General features: G+C 71.2%; 9 protein-coding genes and 1 tRNA gene. 5 read left to right on the top strand and 5 right to left on the bottom strand.

Annotated features, from left to right (window positions below; genetic code table 11):
• Nucleotides 1-9: 9 nt before the first annotated feature.
• The 3 genes from IE153_RS03890 to IE153_RS03880 are packed head-to-tail and all read right to left on the bottom strand — an operon-like array spanning nucleotide 10 to nucleotide 5087.
• Entirely contained in the window at nucleotides 10-2154 is a 2145-nt protein-coding gene (locus IE153_RS03890) for an acetate--CoA ligase family protein (protein WP_189588334.1), read from the bottom strand.
• A gap of 4 nt (nucleotides 2155-2158) precedes the next feature.
• Entirely contained in the window at nucleotides 2159-3394 is a 1236-nt protein-coding gene (frc, locus tag IE153_RS03885; protein ID WP_189588333.1) for a formyl-CoA transferase, read from the bottom strand.
• Between the two features lie 10 nt (nucleotides 3395-3404).
• Entirely contained in the window at nucleotides 3405-5087 is a 1683-nt protein-coding gene (locus IE153_RS03880) for a thiamine pyrophosphate-binding protein (RefSeq protein WP_189588332.1), read from the bottom strand.
• 176 nt (nucleotides 5088-5263) lie between these two features.
• Between IE153_RS03880 and sucC the strand changes: the two genes are divergently transcribed.
• From sucC to IE153_RS03865, 3 genes are all read left to right on the top strand, one after another.
• On the top strand, nucleotides 5264-6394 hold the full coding sequence (sucC, locus tag IE153_RS03875; protein WP_189588331.1) for an ADP-forming succinate--CoA ligase subunit beta: 1131 nt from the start codon (nucleotides 5264-5266) through the stop codon (nucleotides 6392-6394).
• A 14-nt stretch (nucleotides 6395-6408) separates the two neighbouring features.
• A complete protein-coding gene (sucD, locus tag IE153_RS03870) occupies nucleotides 6409-7290 on the top strand; it encodes a succinate--CoA ligase subunit alpha (RefSeq protein ID WP_189588330.1) in 882 nt (293 codons plus the stop codon).
• A gap of 230 nt (nucleotides 7291-7520) precedes the next feature.
• Nucleotides 7521-9062 carry an aldehyde dehydrogenase family protein gene (locus IE153_RS03865; RefSeq protein ID WP_189588329.1) on the top strand — a complete coding sequence of 514 codons (1542 nt, stop codon included), beginning with the start codon at nucleotides 7521-7523 and terminating at the stop codon, nucleotides 9060-9062.
• Between the two features lie 263 nt (nucleotides 9063-9325).
• Here the strand turns inward: IE153_RS03865 and IE153_RS03860 are convergent, their stop codons facing one another.
• Complete coding sequence (locus IE153_RS03860) at nucleotides 9326-10657, bottom strand: DUF2254 domain-containing protein (protein ID WP_189588328.1); 1332 nt, start codon at nucleotides 10655-10657, stop codon at nucleotides 9326-9328.
• 142 nt (nucleotides 10658-10799) lie between these two features.
• Here IE153_RS03860 and IE153_RS03855 point away from each other — a divergent pair.
• Nucleotides 10800-10884, top strand: a tRNA-Leu gene (locus IE153_RS03855).
• A gap of 99 nt (nucleotides 10885-10983) precedes the next feature.
• Here IE153_RS03855 and IE153_RS03850 read toward each other — a convergent pair.
• Nucleotides 10984-12702 carry a sigma-54-dependent Fis family transcriptional regulator gene (locus tag IE153_RS03850; RefSeq protein WP_229828707.1) on the bottom strand — a complete coding sequence of 573 codons (1719 nt, stop codon included), beginning with the start codon at nucleotides 12700-12702 and terminating at the stop codon, nucleotides 10984-10986.
• A gap of 317 nt (nucleotides 12703-13019) precedes the next feature.
• Here IE153_RS03850 and IE153_RS03845 point away from each other — a divergent pair, with 317 nt between their 5' ends.
• Nucleotides 13020-14768: an FAD-dependent oxidoreductase gene (locus IE153_RS03845; RefSeq protein ID WP_189588327.1), complete on the top strand. Its 1749-nt coding sequence runs from the start codon at nucleotides 13020-13022 to the stop codon at nucleotides 14766-14768.
• Nucleotides 14769-14870: the final 102 nt, after the last annotated feature.

Here is a 14870-nt window from a genome sequence, read left to right as displayed (position 1 = left end):
TCACTCACCTCATGTACCGCCCCCCAGCCGCCCCGCCTCCCGCGCCCAGCGGTACTTCGCGCCGAGCACGGCCACCGGCTTCTCGGTCGTGTACGGGTACGCCACGACCCCGCGCTCGAAGAGGTACTGGCAGGCCTCCTCGACCTCCACGTCACCCGCGAGCGACGCCACCACGGGCTTGACGATCCCGCGCTCCCGGAACTCGGCCACCACGCGCGCGGTGAGCTCCGCGAAGACCATGGGAGGAGTGACGATGGTGTGCCAGTAGCCGAGGACCAGCGCGTGGATGCGCGGGTCCTCCAGACCCAGCCGGATCGTCGCCTCGTACGTCGACGGCGGCTCGCCCCCGGTGATGTCCACCGGGTTGCCCGCGGCCCCGAAGGGCGGGATGAACTTCCGGAACGCCTCGTCCAGGTCCGGCGGGATCTCCATCAGGGACAGGCCGTTGTCCGTCACCGCGTCGGAGAGCAGCACACCACTGCCGCCGGCGCCCGTGATGATCACGACGTTGTCGCCCTGGGGAGCGGGCAGCACCGGCAACGCGCGCGCGTACTCCAGCATGTCGTTCAGGCCCGGCGCCCGGATCACCCCGGCCTGCCGCAGGATGTCGTCGTACACGGCGTCGTCACCCGCGAGGGCGCCGGTGTGCGAACCGGCCGCCTTGGCACCCGCCGCCGTCCGCCCGGCCTTCAGCACGACCACCGGCTTCTTCGGCACGGTCGCCCGGGCGGCCTCCACGAAGGCGCGGCCGTCCTTCAGGTCCTCCAGGTGCATCGCGATGCAGTCGGTGCGCGGGTCCTCGCCGAACCAGGTCAGCAGGTCGTCCTCGTCCAGGTCCGACTTGTTGCCGAGCCCGACGATCGCCGACACACCCGTCTTGGTGGTGCGGGCGAAGCCCAGGATGGCCATCCCGATGCCGCCCGACTGCGAGGTCAGCGCCACCCCGCCCTTGACGTCGTACGGCGTGCAGAACGTGGCGCACAGGTCCTGCCAGGTCGAGTAGTAGCCGTAGATGTTCGGTCCCAGCAGCCGTACGCCGTGCCGCTCGGCGATCTCCACGATCTCCGCCTGGAGTTCGTGCTCGCCGGTCTCCGCGAACCCGGAGGGGATCAGCACGGCGTTCGGGATCTTCTTGCGTCCCACTTCCTCCAGGGCCGAGGCCACGAACTTGGCGGGGATCGCGAAGACCGCCACATCCACCTCACCGGGAACGTCCGTGACACTCTTGTACGCCTTGCGGCCCAGAATGTCATCGGCCTTGGGATTCACCGGATGGATGTCCCCGGCGAAACCTCCGTCGATGAGGTTGCGCATCACCGAATTGCCGATCTTGCCCTGCTCGTTGGAGGCGCCGATCACGGCGACCGAGTTCGGCTGCATCAGCCGGCGCATCGACGCGAGGATCTCGTCGCGTGAGTACTTCCGGCGCGGCGCGGGCTGCGACTCGGCGAGGATCACCCGGATGTCGGCCGCGACGGCCCCCTCGGCCGTGGCGATCACCGGGTTGAGGTCCACCTCGGCGATCTCGGGGAAGTCCGCGACGAGTTGTGACACCCTGCGGATCTGCTCGGCGACGGCCCACCGGTCCACGCCCGCCCGGCCGCGCACCCCGCGCAGGATCTCCGCCGACCGGATCGAGTCCAGCATCGACAGTGCCTCGTCGGCGTCCACCGGTGCGAGCCGGAAGGTGACGTCCTTCAGGACCTCGACGAGGACCCCGCCGAGCCCGAAGGCGACCACTTTCCCGAACGTCGGGTCCGTGACCGCCCCGACGATGACCTCCTGCCCCTGCGGCAGCAGCTCCTGCACCTGCACGCCGGCGATGCGGGCGTCGGCGTTGTAGGCGCGTGCATTGTCGATGATCCTGTGGAACGCGGCCCGTACGTCGGTCGCGCCCTCGACCCCGACGATCACTCCGCCGGCGTCGGTCTTGTGCAGGATGTCCGGCGAGACGATCTTCATCACGACGGGCCCGCCGAAGCGTGCCGCGAACGCCACGGCCTCGTCGACGTCCGTCGCCAGCTCCTCGCCCGGTACGGCGATCCCGTACGCGTCGGCGATCACCTTGCCCTCGGGCGCGGTCAGCGCGGTCCGTCCCTCGGCGCGCACGGACTCCAGGAGGGAGCGCACCCGCAGGACCCGGTCTTCCGCCATCACGTCAGATCACTCCGTTCGACTTGAGCAGGCGCACTTCCTCGTCGCCGAGGCCGAGTTCGCCGACGTAGACCTCTTCGTTGTGCTCGCCGAGCAGGGGCGAACTGGTCACGTCGACGGGGGAGTCGGACAGCTTGAGCGGGCTGCCGACGGTCACGAAGTCGCCGCGCTCGGGGTGCGGGACGGTGACGACCATCTCGTTGGCGACCAGCGAACGGTCCTCGATGATCTCCCGGGTGGACAGGATCGGCCCGCACGGGATGTTGTGTGCGTTGAGCCGCTCCAGCACCTCCCACTTGGGCAGCGTCGAGGACCACTCCTCGATCAGCTGGAACATCTTGCCGAGCTTCGGCAGCCGCGCCTCGGGCGTCGCCCACTCGGGGTCGGCGGCCAGCTCGGGCCGGCCGATCAGCTCGCTGAGCGGCTGCCAGCCGACGGGCTGCACGATGACGTACACGTAGTCGTTCGGGCCGCCCGGCGCGCACTTGACGGCCCAGCCGGGCTGGCCGCCGCCGGACGCGTTTCCGGACCTGGGAACCTCGTCGCCGAAGTCCTCGTTGGGATATTCAGCGAGCGGCCCGTGTGCCAGACGCTGCTGATCCCGCAGCTTCACCCGGCACAGGTTGAGTACGGCGTGCTGCATGGCCACGTTGACCCGCTGCCCGCGCCCGGTGCGCTCCCGTTGGTAGAGCGCGGCGAGGATGCCCGCCACGGCGTGCACACCCGTCCCCGAGTCCCCGATCTGGGCCCCCGTCGCCAGCGGTGGTCCGTCCTCGAAGCCGGTGGTCGACATCGACCCGCCCATGGCCTGTGCGACGACCTCGTACGCCTTGAAGTTGGTGTACGGGCCCTCGCCGAACCCCTTGATGGAGGCATAGACGATCCGTGGATTGATCTCCTGGATGCGGTCCCAGGTGAAGCCCATCCGGTCCACCGCGCCCGGGCCGAAGTTCTCGACCATGACGTCGGAGCGCCGGATCAGCTCGGTGAGGATCTCCTTGCCGCGCTCGGTCTTGGTGTTGAGGGTGATGCTCCGCTTGTTGCAGTTGAGCATCGTGAAGTAGAGGGAGTCGACGTCCGGCAGATCACGCAGCTGTTTGCGCGTGATGTCGCCGGTCGGAGCCTCCAGCTTGACGACGTCCGCGCCGAGCCAGGCGAGCAGCTGGGTCGCCGACGGCCCGGACTGGACGTGGGTCATGTCCAGGACGCGGATGCCTTCGAGGGCCTTGGTTCCTGTCATCGGGGGCACCTCACTTGTACATGGTCTGGTTCATGGTTCCGGGGGCGTACGCGTCCGGGTCGACCCAGACGTTGATGAGCGACGGTTTGCCGGACTCGCGGGCGCGCCGCAGGGCCGGGCCGATGTCGGCGGGGTCGCGGACCTCCTCGCCGTAACCGCCCAGCATCTGGGCGAACTTGTCGTAGTGGACGTCGCCGAGGGTGTTGCCGACCCGGTCGCGGTCCTTGCCGTACTTGGCGGCCTGGCCGTAGCGGATCTGGTTCATCGAGGAGTTGTTGCCGACGATGCCGACGAAGGGGAGGTTGTAGCGGACGAGGGTCTCGAAGTCCCAGCCGGTCAGGGAGAACGCGCCGTCGCCGAAGAGCGCCACGACCTCCTTGTCGGGCCGCGCCTGCTTGGCCGCGAGCACGAAGGGGACGCCGACGCCGAGCGTGCCGAGGGGCCCGGGGTCCATCCAGTGTCCGGGCGACTTGGGCTGCACGACCTGCCCGGAGAAGGTGACGATGTCGCCGCCGTCGCCGATGTAGATCGAGTCCTCGGTGAGGAAGTCGTTGATCTCGCTGACCAGGCGGTAGGGGTGGATGGGCGAGGCGTCGGACTTCAGATTCGGCAGCCGCTTCTCCAGAGCGGTCTGCTCGGCCGCCCGCAGCTCGTCCAGCCACTCCTTGCGCTTGGACGCACCGCCGTTGACGCGCCCGGAGGCCGCCTCGGTCACCGACTTCAGCACCAGCCCGGCGTCGCCCACGATGCCGAGGTCGATGTCGCGGTTCTTGCCGACGGTGCGGTAGTCGAGGTCGATCTGCACGACGGTCGCGTCCGGGGAGAGCCGCTTGCCGTAGCCCATGCGGAAGTCGAAGGGCGTCCCGACGATGACGATGACGTCGGCGCCTGAGAAGGCGTACCGGCGTGAGAGCTGGAAGTGGTGCGGGTCGCCGGGTGGGAGGGTGCCGCGTCCCGCGCCGTTCATGTAGGCGGGGATGTTGAGGGTCCTGACGAGCTCGATGGCCGACTCGGTGCCCCGGGTCGTCCAAACCTGGCTGCCGAGCAGGATGGCCGGCTTCTCGGCGTGCACCAGCAGGTCGGCGAGCTTCTCGATCGCCTCGGGGTCGCCGGCCGAGCGGGTCGAGGCACGGTAGGCGCCCTCCTGCGGCACGCGCGCCTTGGACGCGGGCACCTTGGCGTCCAGCACGTCGCGCGGGATCTCCAGGAAGGAGGGGCCGGGCGCGCCGTGGAAGCACTCGCGGAACGCCATGGACACCATGTCCGCCGCGCGCGCCGTGTCGGGCACGGTCGCCGCGAACTTGGTGATGGGGTTCATCATGTCGACGTGCGGCAGGTCCTGGAGGGAACCCATCTTGTGCTGGGTGAGGGCCCCCTGACCGCCGATCAGCAGCATCGGGGACTCCGCGCGGAAGGCGTTGGCGACACCGGTGACGGCGTCGGTCGTCCCGGGTCCCGCGGTGACCACCGCGCAGCCGGGCTTGCCGGTGATGCGGGCGTAACCGTCGGCGGCGTGGGCGGCGACCTGCTCGTGGCGTACGTCGACGACCTCGATGCCCTCGTCGACGCAGCCGTCGTAGATGTCGATGATGTGGCCGCCGCACAGCGTGTAGATGCGGTCGACCCCCTCGGCCTTCAGCGCCTTGGCTACGAGATGACCACCGGAAATCAAGTCCTGGGTGTCGTCGGGCATGGCGAAGTCCTGTCCCTTCGTAGGGGGTTGGAGCGGCTCGCAGTACATTGCATACAGTCGACGAATACTGTATGAAGCTTGTTATCCCGCATCCGGTGGGTGGTGTCCAGGGGGCGTGCGGCATTTTCGGGGGACTGGGGGTCGCTCCCCAGAAGACACGGCAGTCAGGAGCCGAAATGGACCTGTACGAACACCAGGCAAGGGAACTCTTCGAAGAACACGGCATCTTGGTGCCGCGGGCCGAGGTGACCGACTCGCCCAAGGAAGCGCGCGAGATCGCGCGCCGGCTCGGTGGCCGAGTCGTGGTGAAAGCCCAGGTGAAGACCGGTGGGCGCGGCAAGGCCGGCGGTGTGAGGCTGGTCGCCGACCCGGCCGCGGCGGAGCTGACCGCACGCCAGATCCTCGGCATGGACATCAAGGGCCACACGGTCGGCAAGGTCATGCTGGCCCAACCCGAGGACATCGAGAACGAGTTCTACGTGTCCTACGTGCTCGACCGGGCGGCCGGCCGCTTCCTGGCGATCGCCTCGGCCGAGGGTGGCATGGAGATCGAGAAGGTCGCCGCCACGAGGCCGGAGGCGGTCGCGCGCATCCCCGTCGACCCGGCCGAGGGCGTGACCTCGGCCAAGGCCACGGAGATCGCCGACGCGGCCGGGTTGCCGTCCCAGGCCGTCGAGGTCCTCGTGCGTCTGTGGGAGGTCCTGGTCCGCGAGGACGCCGTCCTCGTGGAGGTCAACCCGCTCGTCCGCACCAAGGAGGGCCGGATCCTGGCTCTCGACGGCAAGGTCACCCTCGACGACAACGCCCGCTTCCGGCAGGCGCGCTGGGGCGCGGACGACACCGAGCACGACGACCCGCTGGAGGCGGCCGCCGCCGCGAAGGGCCTCAACTACGTCAAGCTGGACGGCGAGGTCGGCATCATCGGCAACGGCGCGGGGCTCGTCATGTCGACGCTCGACGTGGTCGCGGGGTGCGGTGCGCGACCCGCCAACTTCCTCGACATCGGCGGCGGAGCGAGCGCCCAGGTCATGGCGGACGGACTGTCGGTCATTCTCTCCGACCCGGCCGTGAAATCCGTCTTCGTCAACGTCTTCGGCGGCATCACCGCCTGCGACGCGGTCGCCGACGGCATCGTGCGGGCCCTGGAGACCGTCCGGTTGACCAAACCGCTCGTCGTGCGCCTCGACGGCAACAACGCGGCCCGGGGCCGGGCCATCCTCGACGAGCACGCGCATCCGCTGGTCCAGCAGGTCACCACCATGGACGGCGCAGCCGCCCGTGCCGCCGAACTCGCCACCACGGCCTGAAAAGAGGGAACGCCATGGCCATCTACCTCACCACGGAGAGCAAGGTCCTCGTCCAGGGCATGACCGGCGGCGAGGGCATGAAGCACACGCGGCGGATGCTCGCGGCGGGCACCAACGTCGTCGGCGGTGTCAACCCGCGCAAGGCCGACCGCACCGTCGACTTCGACGACCGGGCCGTGCCCGTCTTCGGCTCGGTCGCCGAGGGGATGCGCGCCACCGGAGCCGATGTCACCGTCGTCTTCGTGCCGCCCGCCTTCGCCAAGGCGGCCGTCGTCGAGGCCGCCGACGCCGGCATCGGCCTGGCCGTCGTCATCACCGAGGGCATCCCCGTCCACGACTCCGTCGCGTTCACCGCGTACGCCAAGGACAAAGGCACCCGCATCGTCGGCCCCAACTGCCCGGGCCTCATCACGCCCGGCCAGTCCAACGCCGGCATCATCCCGGCCGACATCACCAAACCGGGCCGCATCGGCCTGGTCTCCAAGTCCGGCACGCTGACGTACCAGCTCATGTACGAGCTGCGCGACATCGGTTTCTCCACCTGCGTCGGCATCGGCGGCGACCCCGTCGTGGGCACCACGCACATCGACTGCCTCGCCGCCTTCCAGGACGACCCCGACACCGAACTGATCGTCCTCATCGGGGAGATCGGCGGCGACGCGGAGGAACGCGCGGCGGCGTACATCCGCGAGCACGTCACCAAGCCGGTCGTCGGCTACATCGCCGGGTTCACCGCACCCGAGGGCAAGACCATGGGGCACGCCGGCGCGATCGTGTCCGGCTCCTCGGGCACGGCCGCCGCGAAGAAGGAGGCCCTGGAGGCGGTCGGGGTGAGTGTGGGCAGCACACCGACCGAGACGGCGAAACTGGTGCTCGCGCGACTCGAAGGCCGCTAGCGGGCCACTCACGCCGAGTCCTTGGCCGACTGCCGGCCCCCCCCCGCGTCGATTCCTCGGCCGACTGCCGGCCCATCCGCGTCGATTCGTTGGCCGACTGCCGGCCCACCCGCACCGAGTCCCTGGCCGATTGCCGGGGTGGGCCATCCCATGCCTTCCCCGGCCGGTCAACGGGCCACCCCACACCGCATTCCCCGCCCCCGACCGTGCACCGAGAGCGGAGCAATCCCATGGCACCCACCCTCACCCTCAAGTCCGGCACGTCCTGGCCCGACGCGTGGCGGCGCTGCCTCGCCGTCGCCCCCGAGGCCTTCCGCCACGACCGGGTCCTCAACCTCTGGAACGGCGCCTGGCAGGAGGACGGCCGGGCCCTGCCCGCCGTCAGTCCCGTCGACGGCAGCCCGATCGCCGGGCCGCCCCGCCTCGACGGAACCACAGCCCACCGGGCCGTGTGCGCCGCCCTCGACCAGCACCGTGCCTGGCGTCACCTCCCCCTGGAGGAGCGCCGGGCCCGGGTCGCGGCCACCCTCGACGCCCTCGCCGAACACCGCGGCCTGCTCGCGCTGCTGCTCGTCTGGGAGATCGGCAAGCCCTGGCGGCTCGCCCAGGCGGACGTCGACCGGGCCATCGACGGGGTCCGCTGGTACGTCGACGGCGTCGAACCGATGCTCGCCGGCCGCTCCCCGCTGGACGGCCCGGTGTCCAACATCGCCAGCTGGAACTACCCGATGAGCGTGCTCGTTCACGCATTGCTGGTCCAGGCACTGGCAGGCAACGCGGTCATCGCCAAGACCCCGACCGACGGCGGTGTCGCCTGTCTGACCCTGGCCTGTGCCCTCGCCGCCCGCGAGGGAGTTCCCGTCACCCTCGTCAGCGGCAGCGGAGGCGAGCTGTCGCAGGCGCTGGTGCGGGCGCCCGAGATCGGCTGCGTCTCCTTCGTCGGCGGCCGCGACACCGGAGCCGCCGTCGCCACGGCCGTCGCCGACCTCGGCAAACGACACGTACTCGAACAGGAAGGACTGAACACCTGGGGCATCTGGAACTACTCGGACTGGGACACGCTCACCGCGGTGATCCCCAAGCTCTTCGACTACGGCAAGCAGCGCTGCACGGCCTACCCGCGCTTCGTCGTCCAGCGACACCTGTTCGACGCGTTCCTGGCGGCGTACCTCCCGGCGGTGCGCACGCTCAGGGTCGGGCATCCGCTCGCTGTGGAGCAGCCTGACGACCCGTACCCGGAGCTGGACTTCGGGCCGGTGATCAACGCGGCCAAGGCGAAGGAGCTGCAGGACCAGGTCGCCGAGGCGATCGAGCGCGGCGCCGTACCCCTGCACCGCGCCCTGCCCGACGACGCCCGCTTCCTGCCCGGCCAGGACACCTCCGCCTACGTCCAGCCGGTCACGCTCCTCAACCCGCCCTCGTCCTCTCCGCTGCACCACGCGGAGCCGTTCGGCCCGGTCGACACGATCGTCCTGGTCGACACGGAGGCGGAGCTGCTGGCCGCGATGAACGCCTCCAACGGCGCGCTGGTCGCCACGCTGTCCACGGACGACCGGGCGACGTACGACCGGCTCGCCCCGCAGATCCGCGCGTTCAAGGTCGGCCACGGCGCGCCCCGCTCCCGCGGCGACCGTGACGAGCTGTTCGGCGGACTCGGCGCGTCCTGGCGCGGTGCGTTCGTCGGCGGCGACCTGCTCGTGCGCGCGGTGACGCGAGGACCGCAGGGGGAGCGGCTGCCGGGCAACTTCCCGGAGTACCAGCTGCTGCCCTGACGCAGGGGGCGCGTCCGACGCCGGTTCCCGCGGGGTTCGCGATGAGGGGGCCGGCGTCGGACGCCGTGGCGGTCCGACGGCCGGCAGCGGGCCGGCACGTGGGCGGCAGCAGGCCGGCACGTGGGCGCGGTGTGCCGTGTCCGTGTGGTGCGCGGTGTCTGTGCGGTGCGCGGTGTCTGTGCGGTGCGCGGTGTCTGTGCGGTGCGCCGGTCCGCGCGGTCCGACGTGGCGCGGCCCGGCGCCTCGCAACGTCGCGACGTCGCTCAGCCGATGCCCTGCCGGTCCGGGCGCAGGGCGAAGTCGCGGTCCGACGCGGTCTGTGCGGCCTGGTCGACGGCCTGCCGGAGCAGTTCGCGATGGCGCAGCAGCGGCTCGCGGCGTTCCGGCGGTGCGAGCAGGAGGAGGTCGTCGAGACCGGCCAGCATGCGTCGGGAGACCTGCGGGCTCCCGACGGCGCAGCCCCGTACCTCGGTGAACCCGAGATCCACCAGCTCGGTCCAGTCCGGCACGGGCTGTACCAGCCGCACCGCACCGGTCCGGTCCCGGTGCAGGGCGGCGTCCAACGGACGCCGGCTCAGCGCGGCCAGGAACTGGACGACGCGGTCCAGCGCCTGGACGGCGGTCGTCGGATCGTTGATCGCGGGGGACAGGGCGCGCAGCGCGATGTCGGACAACTGCCGCAGCCCGAAACCGAGATCCTGGTGGTAGGTCCGCTCCACCCCGACCGAGATCGCGTAGTGCAGAGCCCTGCGCGGTGGGACGGGCCCGCCGTGCACCGCCAGCACCGGCATGCCGGGCACCACGAAGTCCCCGATCCGCGGGATCAGCCGCAGCACCACCCCGTGTTTGCGCGCCACCCGCACCAGTCGCGCGATGTGCACGTCCCGCAGCACACCCGCCCGGCCGTCGTGCGGCACCCACGCGGTCTCCGTGCCGTGGGCGGGAGCCGCCTGCCCGCTCACCGGGACGGGCATCGAGGCGGGCACCCGGAACGACTCCGAGGCGATCCGCGCGATCACATGGCTGATCCGCATCAGCCGCAGGGTCGCGTTCACGTACAGGACGAAGAGCAGCAGGCTCAGCCCGACCATGCAGAGCGTGAGGACGGACTGCACCAGGGGCACCGTCGTGACGGCCCGGGGGTCGTCGACGCTGTCGAAGCTCGTCAGCACCAGCAGGGTCAGTACGAAGGTCGCCAGGAACACCGCGAAGGTCGCCTTGGTGATCCGGCTCCGGACGAAGAGCCGCACCACGCGCGGGGTGAACTGCCCGCTCGCCATCTGCACGGCCACCAGCGAGATGCTGAAGACCACACCGATGAAGGTCATCATCGCCGAGCCGACCGCGCTCACCACGGCCTTCGCGTCCTCCGCGAACCGCAGCAACTCGTCGAGCGTCTCGTAGTCCTTCTCCCGCTGGAGCGCGTCGACGATGGCCGTGTCGAGCGCCTCCGCCCCCACCCAGACCACGAAGACGCCCACCATCGCCGCAGTGGGGGCGAACCAGAACGTGTCCCGCAGATGCTCCCTGAGCGGTGACAGCGCACGCGGACGACGTCCCGCCGAAGAGCTCTGCGTAACCATCCAGTCACTCATGGTGTGACCCTAGAGGTATCGGGCCGCGAGGTCCCGGACCCCCGCCAGGCGGACGGAAACGCAGGTGAAAGGCACTCCGAAAGCTTGGTATTGTTGTCCATGTCGCCGCGGGGAACACCCCTGGCAAGGCGACAGACACCTGGTCCGGGTGGCGGAATGGCAGACGCGCTAGCTTGAGGTGCTAGTGCCCTTTATCGGGCGTGGGGGTTCAAGTCCCCCCTCGGACACAGAACAGATCAGCTCGGGCGGGTCGAGATCTTCTCGACCCGCCCGAGCTGTTGTGCGTCATCCCACCCGCGCCGCAGCCCTGAGTCTCAGCCTTCGCCTCAGCGCCGGTACTCCCGCAGCTTGCGGTACAGCGTCGCCCGGCCGATCCCGAGTGCGACCGCCGTACGTGCCTTGTTGCCGCCGTGGCGGCGCAGCGCCTCAAGGATCGCGGCACGCTCGGCGTGCTCCATCGGGCTGAGCGGGCGGGCGGCCGGTCCTTCCCGGACGGCGTCCGGCAGCTCCGCGCGACGGACCGGCCCGGACACCCGCCGGTGCTCCGCGAGGGCCCGTACGGCATGGGCCAGCTCGGTGACGTTCCCGGGCCACGGGTACGCCTCGAGCGCGCGCAGGGCGTCCAGGGTCCAGGTCAGTGGCGGTTGCCCGGGCGCCGGGCGGGGGGTGAGCGCGGGCAGGAGTTCCCGGATGTCCTCGGTGCGTTCCCGCAGGGGCGGCAGGGTCACCGAGCGGGCCGACAGCTTGTCCAGCAGGCGCTGGAGGCAGGGGCCGACCGGCACGCCGGGTGTGTAGGTGACCAGCAGTCGGGAGTCCGGGTGCTGTTCGAGCAGGGAGTTGAGCGCGGCCACCCCGGACTGCGCGAGTCGCTCGGCGTGACGCAGCAGGAGGAGCCGGTCGGGCTGCCACGCGGACAGCGCCTGGTCGAGGCCGGCGTCCTGTGCCGCGTCGGCCACCTGGACGGGGTCCGGGCCGAACAGCTCCCGCGCCAGTGCGGCCTTGCCGGTTCCGCGTTCGCCGGTCAGCAGCAGGGGCTCCCCGGAGCGGACCAGCTCGACTGCACGCCCGACGGCGTGCCGCCAGGAGACCGAGGAGCCGGTCAGGGCGACCGGTGGGGGCGGGGCCGGCGCAGCGGGCGCCGGATCGTCGAGCGGTTCCAGGGCGGCCACGATCCCGATGGTTGTGCCGTCCAGCCGTACCGGGGTGACGTGCGCCGTACACCCGGCTCCCTCCGGCAATCGCGCGACTCCCGTGACATCCCGGTGCCGCGCGTCGGCCGCCGTGCGTTCCAGCACCTCGAGCACCTCGGGCGTCAGCAGCCGCTGCGCCGCGTCGCTGACCAGCCGGTTGCGGCCGTCGAGTGCCGCCACGGCCCGGTCCGGCCCGCGCGCCGCGCGCACGTAGGCGTCCAGCAGCGCCCGCTCGCCCCGCCCGGCCCGGGCCCGCAGCTCCGTCTCGACCGCCGCGACCGTCGCCTCGGCGAAGGCCGCCTGAGGATGCGGCGGTCCGGCGGCGCACAGCCGTGACGCGACCGTCAGGGTGCCCAGCACCCGTCCGCTCTCCGGCCCGAGCACCGGGACGCTGACCGCGGAGACGTCCTGCCACCGGTCGAGGAAGTGCTCGGGTCCGTGCACCTCGGCCCGGCCCCGCATTCGCAGGGCGAGAGCCGCGCTGTTGTGGCCGACCTCCTGCTCCGACAGACCGCTGCACGCGCCGAAGCCGGGTACGCTCCCGGCCGTCCACAGCACGCGCAGCCGCTCGTCGGTCAGGACGAGCAGCGACCCGCCCGCGCCCAGGGCGGGGACGATCCGGTCGAGGACCGGACGGGCGGCGCCGAGCAGAGCCGACTCCCCGGGGAGCGGAGAACGCGCCACCGGCTCCTCCAAGTCGTGTGGCACGCCGAAGAACCGGGCCCGCCGCCACGCGGCGACGACCTCCTCCGGCACGCTCTGGGGCAGCGGACGCCCCGACAGGAACCGCTCGCGGGCGACGCGCAGTGAGGGCCGGGCGGTGGTGGCTGTGGGGGAGGGGTCTGTGGTGGTCACGGCACAGCCCACCGTAGCGGGTTCAGTTGAACAGGAAACAACCGCGGGTCCCGCTGCCGCGCTTCGCCGACCATCCGGTGTGTCGTAACGGGGTGCCCGAGGCCGCCGCTCGCCGACCATCCGGCGTTGCGCCATGAGGCACCCCGAGTTCGCCGACCATCCGGCGTTGCGCCATGAGGCACCCCGAGACCCCGCCCACCCGCCCTTCGCCTACACCCCCGTGTCTCGTAATGAGACACCCGCGCGCAGTGGAAGACCTCCATGATCATGCACGTCCCGCGTCCCGCCGCCCGAACCCCCTTCCGCAGGAGCGCCCCGTGTCCACCGTCGTCGAGACCGACGTCCTGATCGTGGGCAGCGGCCCGGCCGGTGCCTCGGCCGCGCTGGCCCTGAGCACCTACGGCGTCCCCACCATCGTGGTGACCCGCTACGCGAGCCTCGCCGACACCCCCCGCGCGCACATCACCAACCAGCGCACCATGGAGGTGCTGCGCGACCTCGGCGTGGAGCAGGAGGTCGTCGCGCAGGCCACCCCGCAGCACCTGATGGGCAACACGACGTTCTGCACGAGCCTCGCGGGCGAGGAACTGGGCCGGGTGCGCTCCTGGGGGAACGACCCGCTCGTGCAGGCCGAGCACGAACTCGCCAGCCCCACGCGCATGTGCGACATGCCGCAGCACCTCTTGGAGCCGGTCCTCGTGAACGCGGCCGTCGCCCGCGGCACCCAACTCCGCTTCCAGAACGAGTACCTGTCCCACACCCAGGACGCCGACGGCGTCACCGCCACCGTCCGCGACCGGCTGCGCGGGGACACCTACGAGATCCGGGCCAAGTACCTGATCGGCGCCGACGGCGGACGGTCGAAGGTCGCCGCGGACGCCGGACTGCCGATGGGTGGCCAGATGGGTGTGGCCGGCAGCATCAACATCGTCTTCGAGGCGGACCTGAGCCGGTACACCGCCCACCGCCCGTCCACCCTCTACTGGGTCCTCGCCCCGGGCGCGACGGTCGGCGGCATCGGCGCCGGCCTGGTGCGCTGTGTGCGCCCCTGGAACGAATGGCTGATCGTCTGGGGCTACGACGTGAACGCCGGCGCGCCCGACCTGACCACCGAGTACGCGGAGTCGATCGTCCGGGCGCTCGTCGGTGACGACGACATCCCCGTGACCGTCAAGTCGTCCTCGGCGTGGACCGTCAACGAGATGTACGCCGAGACGTACGCCACCGGCCGGGTCTTCTGCGCCGGCGACGCCGTGCACCGGCATCCGCCGTCCAACGGCCTCGGCTCCAACACCTCGATCCAGGACGCCTACAACCTCGCCTGGAAGCTCAAACTGGTCCTCGACGGCACCGCCCACCCCAGGCTGCTCGACAGCTACACCGCCGAGCGTGCCCCGGTCGGCCGGCAGATCGTCACCCGCGCCAACCGGTCCATCCGCGAGACCGCCCCGGTCTTCGAGGCTCTCGACGGGCTCTCCCCGCAGACCCCCGAGCAGCTGTGGGCCAACATTGCCGCCCGCAAGGACGCCACCGAGGCCGCCGAGAAGCAGCGGGCCGCACTGCGCGAGGCGATCGCCTTCAAGGTCTACGAGTTCAACGCCCACGGCGTCGACCTCAACCAGCGCTACGACGCCGGGGACTGCGCCGCGATCGTCCCGGACGCCACGCCCGACCCCGGCTTCGCCCGCGACCCCGAGCTGCACCACCAGCCGTCCTCCCGCCCCGGCGCCCGGCTCCCGCACGCCTGGATCACCTCCGGCACCCGTACGCTCTCGACCCTCGACACCATCGGCCGGGGCCGCTTCACCCTGCTGACCGGCATCGGGGGAGAGGCCTGGGTGCGGGCGGCCGAGGCACAGGAGGTGGAGATCGCCACGGTGGTGATCGGCCCGGGGCAGCAGTACGAGGACCCGTACGGAGACTGGGCGCGGCTGCGTGAGATCCCGGACGCGGGCGCCCTCCTGGTACGCCCGGACGGTTTCGTGGCCTTCCGGCACGCCTCCGCCGGCCCGGACGCCGAAGAACTGCTCACGGACGCGCTGCGGCGAATCCTCGGGCACGCCTGACCCGCGCCATCATGGAAGCAGCGGAAGCAGCGGAAGCAGCGGATGCAGCGGAAGAGCTGTAGGAACCGGAGGATCTGGAAGCAGCGGAAGAGCTGTAGAAGC

Source organism: Streptomyces massasporeus (assembly GCF_014648995.1).
Classification (GTDB): Bacteria; Actinomycetota; Actinomycetes; order Streptomycetales; family Streptomycetaceae; genus Streptomyces; species Streptomyces massasporeus.
Note: the sequence above shows the minus strand (reverse complement) of the source record. Positions and strands in the feature narration are given on the sequence as shown.